Source organism: Stenotrophomonas sp. YJH_SMC_16, from assembly GCF_059367875.1.
Genome location: NZ_JCAFRH010000002.1, coordinates 354,765 through 373,335, shown reverse-complemented (window position 1 = coordinate 373,335; position 18,571 = coordinate 354,765). Strand labels below are relative to the sequence as shown.

17 protein-coding genes are annotated in these 18,571 nt (G+C 67.0%); 15 read left to right on the top strand and 2 right to left on the bottom strand.

Going from position 1 to position 18,571, the window contains the following annotated elements:
• Window positions 1-7: 7 nt before the first annotated feature.
• Complete coding sequence (locus AC5P6E_RS06450; RefSeq protein WP_029550783.1) at window positions 8-343, bottom strand: hypothetical protein; 336 nt, start codon at window positions 341-343, stop codon at window positions 8-10.
• Between the two features lie 201 nt (window positions 344-544).
• Between AC5P6E_RS06450 and AC5P6E_RS06445 the strand changes: the two genes are divergently transcribed.
• The 6 genes from AC5P6E_RS06445 (at window position 545) to AC5P6E_RS06420 (ending at window position 7,328) form a co-directional block, all read left to right on the top strand.
• Window positions 545-2,161, top strand: coding sequence for a ShlB/FhaC/HecB family hemolysin secretion/activation protein (locus AC5P6E_RS06445; RefSeq protein WP_241885186.1), 1,617 nt, complete (start codon window positions 545-547; stop codon window positions 2,159-2,161).
• 38 nt (window positions 2,162-2,199) lie between these two features.
• Window positions 2,200-3,984 (top strand): DUF2341 domain-containing protein, encoded by a 1,785-nt coding sequence (locus tag AC5P6E_RS06440; RefSeq protein WP_109814251.1) that lies wholly within the window; start codon window positions 2,200-2,202, stop codon window positions 3,982-3,984.
• A gap of 10 nt (window positions 3,985-3,994) precedes the next feature.
• Window positions 3,995-4,408 (top strand): ExbD/TolR family protein, encoded by a 414-nt coding sequence (locus AC5P6E_RS06435; protein ID WP_005409874.1) that lies wholly within the window; start codon window positions 3,995-3,997, stop codon window positions 4,406-4,408.
• 39 nt (window positions 4,409-4,447) lie between these two features.
• Complete coding sequence (gene tolA, locus AC5P6E_RS06430) at window positions 4,448-5,113, top strand: cell envelope integrity protein TolA (RefSeq protein ID WP_049450905.1); 666 nt, start codon at window positions 4,448-4,450, stop codon at window positions 5,111-5,113.
• Window positions 5,114-5,155: 42 nt separating this feature from the next.
• Window positions 5,156-6,901: a putative porin gene (locus tag AC5P6E_RS06425; protein WP_495230788.1), complete on the top strand. Its 1,746-nt coding sequence runs from the start codon at window positions 5,156-5,158 to the stop codon at window positions 6,899-6,901.
• 97 nt (window positions 6,902-6,998) lie between these two features.
• Window positions 6,999-7,328 carry a hypothetical protein gene (locus AC5P6E_RS06420; protein WP_005409871.1) on the top strand — a complete coding sequence of 110 codons (330 nt, stop codon included), beginning with the start codon at window positions 6,999-7,001 and terminating at the stop codon, window positions 7,326-7,328.
• 94 nt (window positions 7,329-7,422) lie between these two features.
• Here the strand turns inward: AC5P6E_RS06420 and AC5P6E_RS06415 are convergent, their stop codons facing one another.
• Window positions 7,423-7,821 carry an OsmC family protein gene (locus AC5P6E_RS06415; protein WP_197653931.1) on the bottom strand — a complete coding sequence of 133 codons (399 nt, stop codon included), beginning with the start codon at window positions 7,819-7,821 and terminating at the stop codon, window positions 7,423-7,425.
• A 191-nt stretch (window positions 7,822-8,012) separates the two neighbouring features.
• Here AC5P6E_RS06415 and AC5P6E_RS06410 point away from each other — a divergent pair, with 191 nt between their 5' ends.
• The 9 genes from AC5P6E_RS06410 (at window position 8,013) to AC5P6E_RS06370 (ending at window position 18,569) form a co-directional block, all read left to right on the top strand.
• Window positions 8,013-8,516, top strand: a complete 504-nt coding sequence (locus AC5P6E_RS06410) for an RNA polymerase sigma factor (protein ID WP_495230787.1) — start codon at window positions 8,013-8,015, stop codon at window positions 8,514-8,516.
• Window positions 8,517-8,598: 82 nt separating this feature from the next.
• A complete protein-coding gene (locus AC5P6E_RS06405; RefSeq protein ID WP_495230786.1) occupies window positions 8,599-9,555 on the top strand; it encodes a FecR family protein in 957 nt (318 codons plus the stop codon).
• Window positions 9,556-9,739: 184 nt separating this feature from the next.
• On the top strand, window positions 9,740-12,859 hold the full coding sequence (locus AC5P6E_RS06400) for a TonB-dependent receptor (protein WP_495230785.1): 3,120 nt from the start codon (window positions 9,740-9,742) through the stop codon (window positions 12,857-12,859).
• 27 nt (window positions 12,860-12,886) lie between these two features.
• On the top strand, window positions 12,887-13,642 hold the full coding sequence (locus tag AC5P6E_RS06395; protein ID WP_313268053.1) for a Slam-dependent surface lipoprotein: 756 nt from the start codon (window positions 12,887-12,889) through the stop codon (window positions 13,640-13,642).
• 59 nt (window positions 13,643-13,701) lie between these two features.
• Entirely contained in the window at window positions 13,702-14,466 is a 765-nt protein-coding gene (locus AC5P6E_RS06390; protein ID WP_019337752.1) for a Slam-dependent surface lipoprotein, read from the top strand.
• Between the two features lie 90 nt (window positions 14,467-14,556).
• Complete coding sequence (locus AC5P6E_RS06385) at window positions 14,557-16,011, top strand: surface lipoprotein assembly modifier (protein WP_495230784.1); 1,455 nt, start codon at window positions 14,557-14,559, stop codon at window positions 16,009-16,011.
• A 136-nt stretch (window positions 16,012-16,147) separates the two neighbouring features.
• The gene (locus AC5P6E_RS06380) at window positions 16,148-16,552 is read left to right on the top strand and encodes a response regulator (protein WP_019337750.1); all 405 of its coding nucleotides are present in this window, start codon (window positions 16,148-16,150) and stop codon (window positions 16,550-16,552) included.
• Window positions 16,553-16,561: 9 nt separating this feature from the next.
• On the top strand, window positions 16,562-18,157 hold the full coding sequence (locus tag AC5P6E_RS06375; protein ID WP_495230783.1) for a sensor histidine kinase: 1,596 nt from the start codon (window positions 16,562-16,564) through the stop codon (window positions 18,155-18,157).
• Window positions 18,158-18,227: 70 nt separating this feature from the next.
• The gene (locus AC5P6E_RS06370) at window positions 18,228-18,569 is read left to right on the top strand and encodes a type II toxin-antitoxin system prevent-host-death family antitoxin (RefSeq protein WP_010485378.1); all 342 of its coding nucleotides are present in this window, start codon (window positions 18,228-18,230) and stop codon (window positions 18,567-18,569) included.
• Window positions 18,570-18,571: the final 2 nt, after the last annotated feature.

Here is an 18,571-nt window from a genome sequence, read left to right as displayed (position 1 = left end):
TGCAGGCTCAGCGCGCCGGGCGCTGCGGTACCACCGAACGACCAAAGGCATCGCCCATGCGCTGTCGTGTGCCTTCCAGGTTGTACTGCATCAGTTGGTTGCCGGGCTGCCGCATCAGGCGTTCGGCCTCCGGCAGCGCCGGTGATTTCGCCGTTTTCGATGCCGGCGCAAGTTTGCGCTGCAGGCAGTCCCAGGCCGGAATGCGCTCGCCATTGACCTGTACTTCGATGCAGGGCGCGGCGCCTTCCTGCTTCTTCGCCTCGTCGGCGCGAAGCGGGGCCAACACCAGCAGCAACGCAAGGGTGAGGGCAGCGCGCAGCTCCATTATCAATGATTCACGCATCTCGAACTTCCCGCGGCAATCGACGTTCTGCAATGAAGACGTGTGGCGAAGGCAGGGTCCGCCTGCGTGCGTTGCGGCGCTGTCAAAAGATGACAGTGCTGTCACAAAACTGTTGGCGGTTTTGACGCGGCGTGCACGTCCTGTTGGTAGACCCACGCGCCGCTCCATGGCCATTACCTTCGATACGACGCGATGCCTTCGATGACTCCTGTTCCGTGCCGAGCCGTCCGCCTTCCCTTGCGCCTGCATCCCCTGGTGCTGGCCCTGGCCGCGATGCCGCTGCCGTTGTTCGCGCAGGAGGCAGCGCCTGCGCCCAGCGTGAACATCAATGAATACATCGTGCGCGGCAATACCGTGCTCGATCCGCGCCAGATCGAGCGCGCGGTCGAGCCCTTCCTCGGCCCGGGAAAGACCCTGGCCGATGTCGAGAACGCACGCGATGCAGTCAATGCGCTGTACCAGCAGGCGGGCTACCAGTCGGTCTATGTGGAGCTTCCCGAGCAGCAGGTCAGTGGTGGCGTAGTGCTGCTGAAGGTACAGCAGACACCGATCGGCCAGCTGCGGGTCGTGGGAACGAAGCACGAATCGCCCGAGCGCATCCGCGAACGCGTACCAGCGCTGGCGGAAGGCAAGGTGCCGGACTTCGACCAGGCCCAGAAGGAACTGACCGCGCTGAATGAGGGCGGGCGTCGCCAGGTGATGCCGCTGGTGCGCGAAGGCCAGGTGCCGGGCACGATGGATGTGGACCTGCAGGTCGAAGAAAAGTCGCCGTGGCGTGCCAGCGCGTCACTCAACAACGACCACAGCGCCGACACCGAGAAGCTGCGCCTGAGTGCATCGCTGGCCTACGACAACCTGTGGAAGCGCGGGCACAGCGCCAACATCGGCGTGTATCTGGCACCGGAAGACACCAAACAGGCCAAGGTGTTCTCGGCCTCGTACACGATGCCGTTCGAAGGCACGCCGTGGAGCCTGGAAGCGTCCGGCTACAAATCCGACAGCCGCGTGCTGAACGCGGGTGGGCAGGTGGGTACCGGCACCGGTACCAACGTGATCGGCAACGGTCACTCGATCGGCCTCAAGCTCAACTATCGACTGGCCGGCAGCAGTCAGTGGTGGCGCCAGCTCAGCCTTGGTGTGGATTTCAAGGACACCGAGGAAGATACCCAGATGGGCAAGGACAGCCTGAAGACGCCGCTGAAGTACGCGCCTATCACGCTGGCCTTCGTGGGCGTGCGCCAGGGCGAGCAGGATCAGCTGAGCATCAACACACAGCTGGTGGCCGGCACCCGCCGCCTGTTCGGCTACGGCAGCGACGCCACCGCCTTCGGCCAGAAGCGCTATTGGGCCGACCCGAGCTTCGTGGCCTTCAAGGCCGACGTGGCCAACACCCACACCTTCGGCAACGACTGGCAGTGGTACGCACGTGGCTCACTGCAGGTGACCGACGCGCCACTGGTGTCGGCCGAGCAGTTTGCCGCCGGTGGCATGTACACCGTGCGCGGCTATCTGTCGGCCGAGGCGATCGGCGACTACGGCGGCCTGGCCAGCCTGGAATGGCGCACCCCGGCGTGGTCGCTGTGGAGCGGCACTGATCTGCGCGTCTACAGCTTTGCAGATGCGGCCTACCTGCGCCTGCGCCAGCCGCTGCCCGAACAGCGTGACAAGTACAACCTGGCCTCGGTCGGCCTGGGCGCGCAGATGCGCCTCGGCGAACACCTGCAACTGCGCCTGGACTACGCCTGGCCTTATGCCGATGGCCCGGTCACGCGCAAGGACGACCCGCGCCTGCATTTCAACATCAGCACCAGTTACTGACCCTTCCCTTGAACATGCGTTCTCCGGAGACCCTTCGCATGGACCGTTTGCTTTCCCGAGTGTTGTTGCTGCTGGCCGCGCTGGTTGCGCTGCCGGTCGCTGCGGCCGATGCCAATTGGTGGCAGGCCGAATGGAAATACCGCAAGCCGATCACCGTCGACGCCGGCCCGCAGGGCGCGGGCCTGGCCGGTGACCCGGGTCGCACGCCGCTGCTGCTGCGCCTGCATACCGGCAACTTCGGTTTCGACGGCACCCAGGACGCGGGCAACGACCTGCGCTTCGTCTCGGGTGATGGCCGCACCGTGCTGGCCCACCAGATCGAACAGTTCGATCCCAGGCTGGGCCTGGCCCTGGTCTGGGTGGACGTACCGGCGGTCAGCGCCGCAGCACCGCAGACGATCTGGATGTACTACGGCAACGAGAAGGCCCCGGCCAGCGGCAATGGCCAGCAGGTGTTCGACCCGGACTACACGCTGGTCTACCACTTTGCCGAGGCCAATGCGCCGGCACGCGACACCACCGCGTATGGAAACAACGCCGGGGCCGTGGCGCCGCCGTCGGAAGGCTCGGTGATCGGCCGCGGCGTTCAGTTGGGCGCAGCCCCGCTGCCGCTGCCGGCCAGCGCATCGCTTGCGCAGGAGGCGGGCGCGCCGCTCACCGTCTCGGCCTGGATCAAGCCGGGCAGCAACAACGCCGCACAGGCGATCTACGCCCGTCGTGACGGTGCTTCCGAACTGGTGCTGGGCATCGAGAACCGGGTGCCGTTCGTGCAGCTCAATGGCCATCGCAGCACGCCGGCACAGCCGATTCCGGAAGGGCAGTGGGCGCATGTGGCGCTGACTGCGGAGAAGGGCGCTCTGCAGCTGTACCTCAATGGCCGCGTGGTCGCACAGCTGAGCGGCGAATTGCCGGCGCTGGGCACCGCCCCGGTGGTGGGCGCCGATGCTCCTGGCGCGGCGCAGCCGCTGGCCAATTTCGAGGGCGCACTGGATGAGCTGCGTATCTCTCGCGTGGCACGACCGGCGGCACTGCTGCTGGCCGATGCCACCGCACAGGGCGCCGACTCGCGCCTGATCAGCTACGGTGCCGACGAGCAGTCCGCCGGTCAGAGCCACTTCGCCTTCATCCTCAAGGCAATGCCGTTCGACGCCTGGGTGGTGGTGGCGATCCTCGGCCTGATGATGCTGCTGTCGTGGGCGATCATGATCGCCAAGGGGCGCCACTTCGGCCGTACCAGCAAGGCCAATGCGGTGTTCACCGAGAGCTTCGGCAAGCTGTCCGGCGTGCCGCTGCGCACCCTGTCCGACATGGACCGCCAGGGCAAGGCGCCGGCCGCGATGCACGACGGTTCGCTGTGGCGGATCTACCAGGTGGCCATCGATGAAATGCAGCAGCGCCACCAGCGCGATGGCAACAGCGGTTACCTCAGTGGCGCCACCATCGCCGCGATCCGCGCCTCGATGGATGCGGTGATGGTGCGCGAGCAGGAAGCGATGGCACGGCGCATGAACTGGCTGTCGACCACCATCGAAGGCGCGCCGTACGTGGGCCTGTTCGGTACCGTGATCGGCATCATGCTGGTGTTCGTGGTGGCGGCGATGGCCGGCGCGGTGGACATCAATTCGGTGGCACCGGGCATGGCCGCGGCGCTGCTGTGTACCGCAGCCGGCCTCGGCGTCGCGATTCCGGCGCTGTTCGGCTACAACTACCTGGGTGCACGTGCCGAGGCGATCGGCGCCGACATGGCGGTGTTCATCGACGAGTTCGCCGCGCGCCTGGCCGAAGAGCAGGACGGGCGCGGCCCGGCCGCGGTCCAGGGCTGAGGGGCGCGCCATGGGCCAGAAGGCGAAGTTCGGCATCAAGAAGCGCGAGAAGGGCATCAACGTAACGCCCTTCGTCGACGTGCTGCTGGTGGTGCTGGTGATCTTCATCCTGACCAGCAACGCCTCCATCCCCGGCATCGAGGTCAACCTGCCGAAGGCCAGCAACAGCGTGGCGCTGGAAAAGCCGAAGACCAAGGCGATCACCATTGACCCCAGTGGTCAGGTGTTCCTGGATGCCTATCCGGTGACGATGGCCGAGCTGGAAGATCGCCTGCGCACCGAGCGCGCGACCACCCCGGATTTCCCGGTGATCGTGCGCGGTGATGCGCAGGTGCAGTACGCCCGCGTGGTCGAGGTGCTGGACCTGCTGCGACGGCTGGAGCTGGCCCAGGTCGGCCTGGTCACCGGCAAGGCGCAGGGCTGAGGCATGACGGCCCATCAATCCCCTCGGCCGGAGGCCGGCATGCGTGGTCGCCAGTTGCTGGTGACCGTCGCGCTGGTGCTGGCCGCGTTGCTGGTGCTCGGCATCGCCGTGTGGTGGATGCTGTTCAAGGACACCGCCAGCACCCGCAGGCCGGTGGTGCAGCCGCCGATGCTGGCATTGCCGCCACCCCCTCCACCGCCGCCACCGCCGCCGGAAAAGCCACCGGAGCCGGAGACGCCGCCGGAAGAAACGATGCCCGAACCGGAGCCGCTGGATCAGCCGACGCCCGCTGAAGAGCCCACACCGACGCCGGACAATGCAGACCCGGTGACGATGAATGCCGATGCGCAGGCCGGTGGTGACAACTTCGGCATCCAGTCCGGCAGTGGCGGCGGTTCGTCCGGCGTCGGCCGTGGCGGCGCCGGCAATGCCACCTATGGGCGCTATCTCGGCTACCTGATGCAGCAGGCGATCTCGCGCGACGACAAGGTCAAGCGACTGGCGTTCCAGCTGCAGGTGAACGTGTGGCTGGCCAACGATGGACGCCTGGAGAAGGTCGAGCTGGTGCGCGGCAGTGGCAACGAGGAGGCCGACGCGGCCGTGCTCGACGCGCTGCGACGCATCGGCAAGGTCGACCAGGCACCGCCACCGTCGCTCGATTTCCCCGCCCGCGTGCTGATCCAGGGCCGCCGTCCCGGCGCCTGATTCCCGACTTCCGTAGTTTCCCTTCTTTGGATGAGAACCGTGATGAACGACCACGACCGCGCACGAATCGACTCCCGCCGCCCGCGGCCGGCCCGACGGGCGCTGCTGTGCTGCGCCGTGCTGCTCAGCCTGGCCGCCCCGGCCGGTGCGATGGCCGCAGAAACCACCATGGTCAAGCTGATCAAGGGCCTGATCGCCAGCGGCGCGCTGAAGCCAGAAGACGGCCAGGCATTGCTGGTGCAGGCCGAGGCTGAAGCAGCGGCCGCATCGCGCACTACGACCACCGCACCTTCGGCCGCCAGCGGTGGCGTGGCCCTGGAGGCCGGCGACGTGCGCGTGCCCTACGTGCCGCAGAGCGTGCGCGACGGCATCCGTGACGAAGTGCGCCAGGATGTGATGGCGCAGGCCAGGTCCGAGGGCTGGGCGGCACCGAACGAAGTGGCTGAGTGGACCAAGCGCATCAAGGTCACCGGTGACATGCGCGTGCGCAGCGAGTCGCGCTTCTTCTCCGAACGCAACAGCGACATCGTGAGCAACTGGTCGTCGATCAATTCCGGCAACGGCTTCGACACCAACACCAACACCAACCTGCAGCTGCCGCCGCTGCTGAACACCCGCCAGGACCGCCGCAACCTGTGGCGCATCCGCGCCCGCCTGGGCATCGAGGCGACCATCGGCCAGCACACCACGGCCGGTGTGCGCCTGGCCAGCGGCAGCAGCAATGGCCCGGTGTCGACCACCGAGCAGCTGGGCGGTGGCCTGAGCAAGAAGGACGTGTGGCTGGACCAGGCCTGGCTGGCCTACAGTCCGGCCGACTGGGTGACGGTGCGCGGCGGCCGCTTCGGCAATCCGTTCTGGACCAGCGATACGCTGTTCTCCAACGACCTGAACTTCGACGGCCTGGCCGCCAACCTGCAGTATGACTTTGACGGTGGTGACCTCGGCCTGTTCGCCAACCTGGCGGTGGTACCGCTGGAGTACACCTCCGATAGCGCGCCCAGCCAGAGCCGGGTCAAGACCCCGAACGAGAACAAGTGGCTGTCCGGTGCACAGGTCGGCATGAACTGGCGCTTCAACGACGACAATGCGCTGCGCGCCGCACTGGGCTACTACGATTTCAAGAACATCAGCGGCCGCCTGTCCTCGCCGTGCGCGCTATATGCGGGCGCGGTGGGCTGCGATACCGACTGGTCGCGCCCAGCGTTCATGCAGAAGGGCAATACCCTGATGCTGATCCGCGACATCGCGCGCAACCCGCTGGACCCGGCCAACACGCCGACCCCGCAGTATGTCGGCCTGGCCTCGGCATTCCGCCTGGCCACGCTCAACCTGCGCTGGGATACGCAGCTGGCCCAGGGCATCGGCCTGCGCCTGGATGGCGACTACATCCGCAACCTGGCCTACGACAAGCAGGCCATGTTCAGCCGCGCCAACAACGGCATCGTCAACAACTATGGCGCCGGTGGCACCGCCAGCATCGATACCTTCCGCAGCGGTGACACGGCGTGGATGGTGCAGGCCACCTTCGGTGCCACCGAGCTGAAGGAGAAGGGCCAGTGGCAGGCGCTGTTGGGCTACAAGCACATCGAGGCCGATGCGCTGCCCGACGCCTACAACGATCCGAATTTCCACCTGGGCGGCACCAATGCCCGTGGCTACTACGTGGGCGGTGCCTATGCGCTGGATGCGCGCAGCTGGATCAGCGGCAAGTGGATGGCGGCCAAGGAAGTGTCCGGTGCGCCGCTGTCGATCGACGTGTTCCAGCTGGAGTTCAATACCGGATTCTGAGTGGCGGCGTGATGCGGATCACGTAGTGCGTGGCGGGGGCGCAGCGATGCGCCCGTCTAAGGAAGGGAGACCACGCGTTGTTCAAAAGGAGGAGTGGATGAGCCGTCGCAAGCTGTTCGAGAGTCCTGAACCGTCCAGCCAGATGCTGGGTGTGGGACCGGCCTATGTTTCAGTGGAGGGGCTGCGCCAGCACCTGGCCGAGTTCCTGCTGTATGCGGGCCGGCCGGTGGTGATCATGCGCGGGCGCAGCGAAGTAGGCTATTTCCTGCCGGCGCGCTGCTGGCGCCAGCGTGACGATGATCCGCTGGCGGCGGCCGCCGCCGACCAGCTGCTGGATGCGGCCGGGTTCCAGGCCGAAGACATCCAGCAGGTGGAGCAGGAATTCAACGCGATGCGCCAGCGCACCGTGCTGCATTCGCGGCGCTGAGCGGAATGTAGAGCCGAGCCAACGCTCGGCTGCATGCTGCGGAGCCGAGCATGGGCTCGGGTCTACAGGAGATCCACGCCATGCGTGGATGGGGTTACGCTGCAGCCCCACGCTCACTGGAGATGCGTGCACCTTCGCGCATCACCAGGGTCACCGGGGTCTTTTCCACCACCTCCAGCAACCGCTGCCACTGCGCATCGCTCAGCTCGGCGCTGGCATGCAGCACGCGGTGCACGTGGAAGCGTCCATCCGCGTCACGTTCCGAGCGCAGCTCGGCATGGAATTCGCCCAGCTCCCAGCCCTTGCGCTGCGCGTACATGCGCAGGGTGATGGCGGTGCATGCCGCCAGCGAGGCCAGGTACAGGTCGAACGGTGCGAAACCCTTGCCCTGGCCGCCCAGCGAGGCGGGCTCGTCCGCATCCACATCGAAGCTGCCATTGCTGACGTGATGCAGGTAGTTGTCGGCGGTCGAAACAATGCGTGCGTAGGCCATCGGGATCTCCTGTTGTCTGTAGGGCCGAGTCATGTTCGGCCAATCCCACTGTGGCGTCGAGCCATGCTCGGATCTGCCCTGCATGGATGATGTGGGCGGCGGCGGCTTGCCGCCTGCGGCCCGGCAGCCCACAATCCACGTCCGGACCGTCGCCATCACGCCCATCATTCCCCGGTCCGGCCTTGGCACCTATGTCTCCCAATGCCCTGGCGCTGGTCGAGTTGCTGATCCGCGAGCGCCGTGCGTTGTCTCGCTTCATCGCGCGCTATCTCGACCCGGCCAGTACCGAGGACACGCTGCAGAACCTGTACCTGAAGGCCAGCAGCGTACCCGGCGATCCCCCCATCCTCGAGCCGCGCGGTTATCTGTACCGGATGGCCTACCATCACGCGCTCAACCGCAGCCAGGCGGATGCCCGCGAGCGGCGCGCGATGGCCGAGTACGCCGTCGACATGGCCGATGCAGGCCATGATGGCGAGGCCCAGGTGCTGGACCAGGCACAGCTGCGCGAGATCACCCAGACCATCCTTGCCTTGCCGGCGCAGGTGCGCGAGTGCTTTGTGCTCAATCGATACCTGGGCCTGAGTGAGCGCGAGATCGCCACCCGCCTCGGCATCTCCAAGAGCGTGGTGGGCAAATACGTGCTGCGCGCGGCGCTGCTGATCCAGCAGCACCAGCAGGGAACACGCCGATGAGCTGCGATTGCCGTGGGCAGATCGCGCCCGCCGTTGTCACAACAGGAAAGCGCACCCGTTCGCGGTGCGGCAGGCCACAACCATGACCACGTCCGAACCCTCGCCGCGTCAGGCCAGGCAGGCGTTGCGCTGGGTGATCCGGTGCAGTGCAGGCCCGCTGCCGGAACGCCAGCAACGAACCCTGCAGCGCTGGCTGCAGGCCGATCCCCGCCATGCGCTGGCATGGCGCCAGCAGCAGGCCTTCTGGCAGGGCCTGGATGCCGCCGGGCCCGAGGTGCTGGCCGCGCTGCCCGGGTTGACGGCTGATCGCCAAGGGTTGCGCCCGATCGCGTCGCGCCGCCGCCTGCCGTGGCTGCTGGCCAGTGCTGCCGCCGTGGTGCTGATGGTTGCCGCTGCGCCACACGCGCTGCTGCTGGCACGCAGTGACCTGCACAGCAGCGATGCACCGCGCATGGTGCAGTTGGAGGACGGCAGCACCGCGGTACTCGACGCCGGCACCGCACTGGCGATTGAATTCGATGGCCAGCAGCGCCACCTTCGTCTGCTGCGCGGCCAGGCCTGGTTCCAGGTAGCGCACGAGGCGCGCCCGTTCCAGGTGGACGCGGCGGGCGGCCAGATCCGTGACATCGGCACGGCCTTCAGCGTGTCGATGCAGGACACCACGGTCCTGACCCAGGTCAGCGAGGGCGGGGTCGATGTGCGCCCGGGTGATGGCAGTGTGCAGCGCCTGCATGCCGGGCAGGCACGTGTGTTCCGTGACGGTCGCTGGCTGCAGCCGGTGCAGCTGGAAGATACCGCGACCATGGCGCCGTGGCGGCGTGGCGAGGTAGTGATCGACGATCAGCCGGCCGCGCAGGCCATCGCCGATCTGGCGCGCTACCGTCGTGCTCCGGTCTGGGTACTGGGCGGGCAGGGCGCGAGCGTGCGGGTCAGTGGCCTGTTCCAACTGCAGCAATCGGAGACCGCCATCAATGCGGTGGCCGCGCAGGCAGGACTGCGTGTGCAGCGCTTGCCCGGCGGAGCGCTGGTGGTGTGGTGAGGTGCCTGCGGCACAGCGCACAGCGCCCCACATGGAAAAAAAACATGAAAAAACCGTGGGCACTCGCTGTGCCCTGCTGTCTATAGAGGTATAGCCAGAGCGAAACACCGTTTCTCCTCAAGCCAGACATGCCACCGGCACTGGATGTGCCCGTGGTTCCGCCACGCTTGAGGAGTTCCTGTCCATGCCGTCCACGGCATCCGCCTGTCATCGTCGCGCCACCGTCCTGGCTCTTGCCATCTCCACCGCATTGCTGCCGCTGGCCTGGGTGCCGGCCGTGCAGGCGCAACCGGTGGTCGTCGCACCGTTGCGCCAGTACACCATTCCGGAACAGCCCCTGGCCGACGCCGTGCGTGCCTTTGGCCGCCAGGCCGATGTGCAGGTGGTGTTCCGCAGTGACCTGGTGGAGGGCCGCCGCTCCAGTGCAGTGAGTGGTGAGTACAGCCAGATGCAGGCACTGCAGCAGCTGTTGCGCGGCAGCGGCGTGCGTGCACAGCGCGGCATGGACGGTACCTGGAGTCTGCGGGCCGCAGCGGAGGCGGGTGAGGGGGACGGGGTGCGGGTGACCAAAACACTGGACGTGGCCGGTCGCCTGCAGTCGGAAGGGGGCGAGGCGCGTGATCGGCGCGGCTACGATGATGTGTTCGCGCTGGACCTGACCACGGCGTATTCGGGGCGCGACCGGGTGGAGCGCTACCGCGGCTCCAATCCGGCCGACGTGGTCAAGGATCTGGTCGGGGTGTTCAGTGGCGACGCGCGCAACAGCGGTGCGCTGGACATCAACATCCGCGGCATCCAGGGGCCGGGGCGGGTGCCGGTCAGCATCGACGGTGGCGAACAGGCGCTCACGGTCTGGCGCGGCTACAACGGCGTCAGCAACCGCAATTACATCGATCCCAACCTGATGGGTGGCATCCAGGTCATCAAGGGGCCAGGGCTGGTGCGCGATGTGCACAGCGGGATCGGTGGCGCGCTGGTGATCAAGACCATCGACGTCGATGACATCGTGGAAGCGGGTGAGCGCTTCGGCGGGGAGCTGAAGATCGAAGGCAGCAGCAATGCGGTGGCGCCACGCCTGCCGCGGCTGCACACCGGCGAGGATTACCGCACCGTGCCGGGGTTCCCGCAGGGCTCGCCGAACTCGCCCTACGACGACCGCACCCTGGTGGTGCCGGTGAAGTCGCGCAGTGGCAACAACCCCTTCGATGGCGGGGACCAGGCCTGGCGCCTGGCGCTGGGCGTGCGTGGCGACAACGTCGACCTGATGGCCGCCTACGCCTGGCGCAAGCGCGGCAACTACTTCTCCGGGACCCAGGGCAGCGCCTACTACGACCAGGACCGGCGCGAGCAGTTCGAGTACCAGGGCATCGACTACATCACCACGCTGGCGCGCTATTTCAAGCCCGGCGATGAAGTGCCCAATACTTCCAGCGAACAGGAGTCCTGGCTGGTCAAGGGCAGCTGGCAGATCAACGATGACCAGCAGCTGAAGGCGACCTGGCGGCGAACGCTGTCGCACTACGGCGAGATCATGCCGTCGCGCATCCTGTCGGCACCGGACTATGGGCGCATCCAGTGGCCGCTCAGCCGGGTTGCGTCCGATGCCTGGAACCTGGAGTACCGCTTCCAGCCGGCCGGCAGCCGCTGGCTGGACCTCTACGCCAACCTGTGGCGCACAGAGACGGACAGCGATACCTACACCGCAGGCGGCTTTCCGAACTTCGCCCCGGGCAATCCGGACTGGAATGCCGGCGCCAGCCCGATTCTGCGCAACACCGCGCTGGCAAATGCGAGCAACGACCGGACCGGCCTGACCCTGAGCAACCGCTTCGCCCTGCATTCGACCCTGGACCTGACCGTGGGCGGCAACTGGCAATACGAGAAGCTCGGTTCGCGCGACCCGTATTTCGGCCCGTCCGACGGCTGGCGCATGTACCCGCGTGCCGGCCGTCGCCAGGAGGGCGAGGGCTACCTCACGCTGGAATGGCGTCCGGTCGACTTCCTGACCCTCAATGCCGGCGTGCGTTACAGCCGTTACTGGGCGTTCGACGACTTCCTGCAGGCCCACCCGGAACTGCAGACGACCTCGATCGTGCCGCGCGAAGCGCAGTACCGGGTGAATGAACTGCCACCGCGGCCGGACAGCCTGCAGGGCGAGATCGACGCACTCGAGAGCGAGCGGGAATTCTGGGACAGCATCGGCATGGGCTGGATCGTCGATCAGTCGCTGGCCGACCTGCTGCGCAAGTACGAGACACCCAGGGAGGTCCAGCACGGCGTTCCCTGGTTGCCCGATGCAAACGGCAACTACAGCCGAGCCACCAATCCCTGCCTCAACGGCGAGGTCGCCGCCATCCCCGGGCTGCTGCCGATGGTCCTCGGCACCGACATCCGCTGCAGGATCGGGGGCGGGGCGATGCAGTCGGTGGCCGGGCGCAACGAACGGTACCGCGATCACGCCTGGTTGCCGACGTTCTCGGCGACGGTGCGTTTCTCGCCGGCCGCTCGTGCCTATCTGCGCTACAGCGAGGCGGTGCGCTTCCCCAGCATGTTCGAAAGCACCATTGCGTTCTCCAGCAGCCTCAATCCGCTGTATCCACTCAAGCCGGAGCATGCCTACAACTACGAGCTGGGGTACGTGCACAACCTTTCCGGGCTGTTCGGCAACACCGCCGATGCCGACGTCAAGCTGGCCTATTACGTGCACAAGACCCGCAATGTCATCGAGCGTGATGCGTACTTCATGTTCGACAACATCGACAAGCAGACCATCCGCGGCATCGAGCTGCAGGCGCGCTTCGACAACCGGCGCTTCTTCACCGATCTGGGCGTCAGCCGCATCCTTGAAAACGAAGTCTGCGATGAAAGCTCGGCGGTACGGCTGGATGCGGACCAGGGGCGGGTGCCCAACTGCGTCCAGGATGGCTTCGTCAGCGGCTATCTGCTGACCCAGGCCACGCCGAAGCTGTCGGTGAACTGGTCACTCGGCACCCGCCTGTTCGATGAGCGCCTGGAGCTGGGCAGCCGCATCGTGCACTACCAGCGGCACGACAATCCGGACCTGCAGGCCTACCGCGACCGCCTGATCGCCGGGGGCAGCAGCCTGCTCTGGCAGAACGTGCCCTTCACCTGGGGAAACATCACCACGGTGGATGCCTACGCCCGCTGGCGCTTCAACCAGCACGCCAGCGTCGAGCTGGTCGGCAGCAATCTCGGCAACCGCTATTACGTCGACCCGGCAACACGCTCAACGCTTCCGGCACCGGGCCGCACGATCAAGCTTGGCATCACCGCGCGCTTCTGAGTCCGTATTCGACAGGGAGAATCAACCGTGAAACAGCCCCGCACCCTTGTACTTTCGATCGGCCTGCTGGCTTCCATGCCGGTCATGGCTGCCGACATCGCTGGCGGGCAGAGCCCGGCCCAGGACGGCGTCCATTACATCAACGCAGGCGAATCGACACTCAATGCCGGTCCGCACCGTTCCGGTCGCGCAGGTGTTTCGTTGGGGCCGTATGCCAACGCGGCGCGAGTGGACGTGGCCAGCCTGGTGCCCTACGCCACCACGGTGGTGCGTGGCGCAACCACGGTCCGCACGCTGGGCCCGGACGCAGGCCTGCCGTTCGCCACCGCTGGCGTGGGCCACTTCAGCTTCGTGCAGGTGGGCAATGCAGATGTCTGGTTCGGTGAATGGTCATCCAGCGGCGCGCAGGCGGGCTTCAATCACCGCCAGGTGTTCTTCGTCGGTGACCGTGCCGGTACTTCGCTGCCAGCAGGCATCGTGACCTACACCTTGACTGGCATCAACCGCTTTGATGGCAGCGGCGTGCTGGAAGGTGCACTGCGGGCGAATTTCGATACCGGCACCGTTACCGCCGGCCTGGTCGGGACCGGATACAGGCTCGCCGCGAGCGGCACGCTGGATCGCGCCACCGGTGCGTTCAGCGGTTCGGCCATCGCCAATGGTTCGATCATCGGTACCAGCAGCGGCCAGTTCTTCGGCGCCGGTGCCAGTGCGGTGACCGGCATCGCAACCTTTGCCGGCAACAGCCAGTTCGATACGTCCTTCGGCGGTCAGCGCAACTGATCCGCCGCCGTTCCTTTTTGTGTTGTACCCGTAGTTCCCTCAACCCAAGGAGCAATACCATGAAAATGATCAACCGTTCCCTGTTGGCCGTCGCCGCTGCACTGGCCCTGGCCGGCACTGCGCAGGCGGCCGACATCGTCGGCGCTGCCAGCCCGGCGACCGATGCGCAGCTGTACGTCAAGGTGGGTGCGTCGGAAGTCAACGGCGGCCCGCACTCGGCCGGCAAGGCTGGTATCGGCGTTGGCACCGTGTCCAATGCCAAGCCGGTCGATTTCCAGGGCCTGGCGGCCTACTCGGCCCCGACCACCGTCAATGGTGTCACCGTACGCACACTGGCCATGCCGATCACCGGTACCCCGGGCAGCCATTCCGGCATGGGCCACTTCAACTTCGTCAAGGTCGGCAGCGGCGATGTGTGGTTCGGTGAGTGGTCCAAGGATGGCGCCGCTGGTGGCTTCAACAACCGCCAGGTCTATTTCGTCGGTGACCGTGCCGGCACCACGCTGCCGGCCGGCGTGGCCACCTACAGCGTGGCAGGCCTGAACAAGTTCAATGGCAGCAACCTGCTGTCGGGTACCTTCCGCGCCAACTTCGGCAATGGCACCCTGCTCGGTGGCCTGAGCGGTGGCGGCCTGTCGATCAACGTCAACGCCAACATCAACAGCGCCAACGCCTCGTTCGCCGGCACCGCCACCGCCAACGGCAGCGTTGCCGGCGCCACCCAGGGCCAGTTCTTCGGCGCCAACGCGGCCACCCTGGCCGGTATCGCCACCTTCAGCGGCAACAGCCAGTACGACACCGCCTTCGGCGGCAGCAAGAACTGATCGCCACGCCCCTGACGGGGCAGGGCAGGGACAAGCCGCGATCCGCCAGTCCCTGCTTCGGCCCGCTGCATGCACCACCACGGATCGACCATGCGCCATTCCATCTTCCTTGTCGTACTGCTGTTGGCTGCCACCGAGGTGCGCGCCCAGCAGGACGATCTTCGTCGTGTGCTTGAACAGGGCACCGAACTGCGCCACCAGCAGCAGGACCAGCAGCGCCTGCAGCAGGCCGAGTCGGAGCGGCCGACCATCACCATCGACGGCCAGACGCTGCGCGTGGAGCGCACCGTCGATGATCTTGGCCAGGCCCTTTACCTCTCTCTGCAGCATCAGCAATGGCAGGCCGCCGCTGCGTTCCTCGATGAGTACATCGAACTGCCGGGGCATGACCCCCTGCTGCGCCACTATGCGCAGGGGGCGCTGGCGCGGGTGGCAGGCGACCATCGTCGCGCGGCGATGGAGTACGAAGCGCTGCTGGCGGCGCAGCCGGATTTCCTGCCGGCCCGCCTCGAGCTGGCACGTGTCTATGCGGAAGACCAGCGCGATCGCGATGCGGCCGCGCTGTTCACAGCCATCGCTGCAGGCATCAATGCCGATGATCCGGCCACGGCCGGCGTCCGCGCGCGCGTGGACGGTTACCTGAGTGCCCTGCAGGCGCGCCAGCGCTGGAAAGGCGCGCTGTCCGCCGGCCCGGCATGGAGTGACAACATCAACCGCAGTTCGGCCAGTCGCACCTGCCTGTTCGGCGTGGGCGACGCCTGCATCATCGAACGGAAACTGCCGGACGCCCAGCGCGCGGCGGGCCTCGACTACGACGCCAGCCTGGAACGGCGCTGGGTGCTCGGCGGGCATCATGGGCTGTACGTGCGCGGTCTCGCCTTCGGTCAGGCATGGCGCGGGCACAGTGCGTACAACGAGCTCAATGCCAACGTGCGGGCGGGTTACAGTTGGCGTAGTGCACGGCAGACCGTGATGCTCGCCCCCAGCTATGACTACCAGGCCCTGGGCAACCATGCGCTGCAGGGCGGCAGTGGCGTGCACGCGGAATGGCAGTACGCCCTGGATGCACGCAGCCTGCTCAAGCTGGAGGCTGACTGGAAGCGCCAGCGCTACCGCCAGCAGGGCCTTGCCAGCAACTACGACGGCGAGCTGGCATCGCTGTACGCCACCTGGTTCCGCGCGCTCAATCCACGCTGGACGGTCTTCGCCGGGCTGGATGTCACCGACAGCAGCGCAGCCGACCCGGCCAACGGCTACCGCCAGCGCGGCCTGCGGCTGGGCGCGGCGCGGCAGTGGAGTGGCACCACGGCCACCGTATTCGTGTCGCTGCGCCAGCGCGACTACGACACCTGGAGTCCGTTGCTGGAGGCGCGCAGGCAGGACGACGAACAGAACCTGATCGCCATCGTGCGCAGCGAGCGCCTGGCCGTGGCCGGGCTGGTACCCAGCCTGAGCCTGCGCTACGCGCGCATCGACAGCAACGTCGGCTGGCTGTACAGCCACGACCGCAGCCTGCTCAGCCTGAAGTGGGAACGGGCCTTCTGAACGCGGCGTTGCAATGCCGCGGTGAACGCGCCGTGGCCGCGACCTTCATCCATCATCACGCGCTCTTGTAGCCCGGTTCGCGCATCCTGCGGGCGTTGCGGCAGAGGTGGGCCGCGTGTATCGAGGAGCGCCGGTCGTGCTGGAAGCGGGCAACAAACCAGAGGGCCTGAAAGGGCTGCGTGTACTGGTGGCGGAGGATGAATTCGCCATCGCGATGTTCCTGGTCGACTATCTGGAGCTGAAAGGCGCACAGGTGGTGGGGCCTGCCGGTGACCTGCAGGCGTTGGGGCAGCTGGTCGATACCCATCCCATCGATGTGGCGTTGCTGGACATCAACCTGGGCGGTGAGCAGGTCTATCCGCTGGCCGATCGGCTGGCCGAGGCGGGTACCCCCTTCCTGCTGACCTCCGGTTACGACGACAACCTGCCCAGCCGCTTCGCCAGCGCGCCGCGCTGTACCAAGCCTTATCACATCGAAACCCTGGTGCAGCAGCTGGCCGGGCTGGTGGCGGCGCCGCAGGTCTCTGCGGGCATCGCCTGATTGCGCGGCATGTCGCGCCGTCCTGAAGGCATCCACGCCGCCACGCTGCGTGGCGGGATGCCACCTGCGCCGCGCCTGCATGCGCGCCACGATGGCATGGCCGCGCGTATCGCCCGCCATGACTGGTCATCCACGCCCTTGGGTGCCTGGGCGCAGTGGCCGCCCCACCTGCGCGCCACCGTCGACCTGATGCTGGCCCATGGCTTCCCGATGATCGTGCTGTGGGGCGAGCAGCTGGTGCAGCTCTACAACGATGGCTATGCCGAGATCCTGGCCGACAAGCATCCCGGTGGACTCGGCCAGCCGACCCGCGAGTGCTGGCCCGAGGTCTGGCACATCAACGGGCCGCTCTATACCCGGGTTTGGCAGGGCGAGACGCTCACCTTCGAGGACAAGCTGTATCCGCTGGTCCGCCGGGGGCGTCTGGAGGACATCTGGTTCACCATCACCTACAGCCCGATCCGTGGTGAGGAAGGGCGCATCAACGGCGTGCTGGTGACGATGTTCGAGACCACCGCCGCGCATCTGGCGCGGGCCGCGCGCGAGCGCGAGGAACTACGGCGGCGCGAGAGCGAGCGACGCCTGGAGCTGGCCTTCAGGATGCTGCCGGTCGGCCTGTGCATCGTCGATCTGCAGGGTCGCATGCTGCTGTCCAACGACCAGATGCGTGCCTACCTGCCCAGCGGCAAGGTGCCTTCCACCGATGAGGCCAACCTGCATCGCTGGCGTGGCTGGCATGCCGACGGTAGCGCCATCGGGCCGGAGGATTTCGCCATCGCCCGTGCGATGCGCGGCGAGACCGTGGTGCCGGGGCTGGAGTTCCAGTACCTGCACGACGATGGCCGCGCGCGCTGGACCCGGGTCGCGGCCGCGCCCCTGCGCGATGGCGGTGGCGAGGTCAGCGGGGTGTTCGCCATCGCCGTGGACATCGACGATCTCAAGCGTGCCGCCGAGCGCCAGTCGGTGTTGCTGGCGGAGCTGCAGCACCGGGTGCGCAACATCATGTCGACCATCCATGCCATTGCCTGGCGGACCCGCGAGTCGGTCAGCAGTGTGGATGAATACGCCGAACGGTTGTGCGGGCGACTGATGTCGCTGGCACGCACGCAGAGCCTGCTGACCCGTGGCGCCAATGCCGGGGTCTGCCTGCGTGGCATGATCGATGAGGAGATCGCGGCGCAGACGCCAGCAGCGGCCGCCTACCGCCTGCAGGGCGAGGACGTGCTGCTGCCGCCGAAGGCGGCCGAAGTGCTGTCCTTGGCGATCCACGAATTGGCGACCAACGCCCTGCGGCATGGTGCGCTGACCCATGAGGACGGCCGGATCGACGTGTCCTGGCACCTGCAGGTGCAGGACGGGCAGCCGTGGCTGGGGCTGCACTGGTGTGAACGCCATGCCACCGTGGAAGACTGGGAGCTGCCCCGGCAGCGTGGCCTTGGCCGGGCGCTGATCGAGCAGCGCGTGCCGTACGAGCTCGCCGGCAGCGGCGAGCTGCGCTTTGGCCCACAAGGCCTGGATGCCTGGATCCGCTTCCCGCTGCGCGAGCGTGACAGCCTGCTGCAGACCGATGCGCCGGACGCAGCGGCGGACGGTTCCGGCAGGTAAAGGTCCATTTATCCCCAATTGGGCCAAATTGGGTATAGTGGCCATTATCCACCCTGCCCGGAGCCGTGCCATGACCCTGCCGCTGGATCTGCCTGGCCTCGAGAAGGCCCCAGCCTCGTCGGTGAAGACCCGGGGCTGGCCGAGCCTGATGCGTACCGTGCGCGAGAAGCAGGCGCTGGTCATCACCAACCACAACCACCCCGAAGCGGTGATCGTGGACATCCGCACCTACCAGGAGCTGCTGGCCAAGGCCGCCGGCAGCGATGCCGGTGAGCGCAGTGAAGAACTGCTGCGCCTGCGCGGCGAATTCGACCAGACTCTGGCTGGCCTGCAGCGCGGTGAGGGGCTGGGCAAGGTGCTGGGCCAGCCGATCCGCCGCGGCCGCAAGGTCACCCTCGGCCGTCCGCTCTGACC

Excerpts from the sequence above, each read along its gene's own strand:
- AC5P6E_RS06385 (WP_495230784.1), top strand. The coding sequence starts at position 14,557 with ATGCGCCATTCCATCTTCCTTGTCGTACTGCTGTTGGCTGCCACCGAG.
- AC5P6E_RS06425 (WP_495230788.1), top strand. The coding sequence starts at position 5,156 with ATGAACGACCACGACCGCGCACGAATCGACTCCCGCCGCCCGCGGCCG.
- AC5P6E_RS06445 (WP_241885186.1), top strand. The coding sequence starts at position 545 with ATGACTCCTGTTCCGTGCCGAGCCGTCCGCCTTCCCTTGCGCCTGCAT.
- AC5P6E_RS06375 (WP_495230783.1), top strand. The coding sequence starts at position 16,562 with ATGTCGCGCCGTCCTGAAGGCATCCACGCCGCCACGCTGCGTGGCGGG.
- AC5P6E_RS06415 (WP_197653931.1), bottom strand. The coding sequence starts at position 7,821 with ATGGCCTACGCACGCATTGTTTCGACCGCCGACAACTACCTGCATCAC.
- AC5P6E_RS06435 (WP_005409874.1), top strand. The coding sequence starts at position 3,995 with ATGGGCCAGAAGGCGAAGTTCGGCATCAAGAAGCGCGAGAAGGGCATC.
- AC5P6E_RS06420 (WP_005409871.1), top strand. The coding sequence starts at position 6,999 with ATGAGCCGTCGCAAGCTGTTCGAGAGTCCTGAACCGTCCAGCCAGATG.
- AC5P6E_RS06410 (WP_495230787.1), top strand. The coding sequence starts at position 8,013 with ATGTCTCCCAATGCCCTGGCGCTGGTCGAGTTGCTGATCCGCGAGCGC.
- tolA (WP_049450905.1), top strand. The coding sequence starts at position 4,448 with ATGCGTGGTCGCCAGTTGCTGGTGACCGTCGCGCTGGTGCTGGCCGCG.
- AC5P6E_RS06370 (WP_010485378.1), top strand. The coding sequence starts at position 18,228 with ATGACCCTGCCGCTGGATCTGCCTGGCCTCGAGAAGGCCCCAGCCTCG.
- AC5P6E_RS06390 (WP_019337752.1), top strand. The coding sequence starts at position 13,702 with ATGAAAATGATCAACCGTTCCCTGTTGGCCGTCGCCGCTGCACTGGCC.
- AC5P6E_RS06400 (WP_495230785.1), top strand. The coding sequence starts at position 9,740 with ATGCCGTCCACGGCATCCGCCTGTCATCGTCGCGCCACCGTCCTGGCT.
- AC5P6E_RS06450 (WP_029550783.1), bottom strand. The coding sequence starts at position 343 with ATGCGTGAATCATTGATAATGGAGCTGCGCGCTGCCCTCACCCTTGCG.
- AC5P6E_RS06405 (WP_495230786.1), top strand. The coding sequence starts at position 8,599 with ATGACCACGTCCGAACCCTCGCCGCGTCAGGCCAGGCAGGCGTTGCGC.
- AC5P6E_RS06440 (WP_109814251.1), top strand. The coding sequence starts at position 2,200 with ATGGACCGTTTGCTTTCCCGAGTGTTGTTGCTGCTGGCCGCGCTGGTT.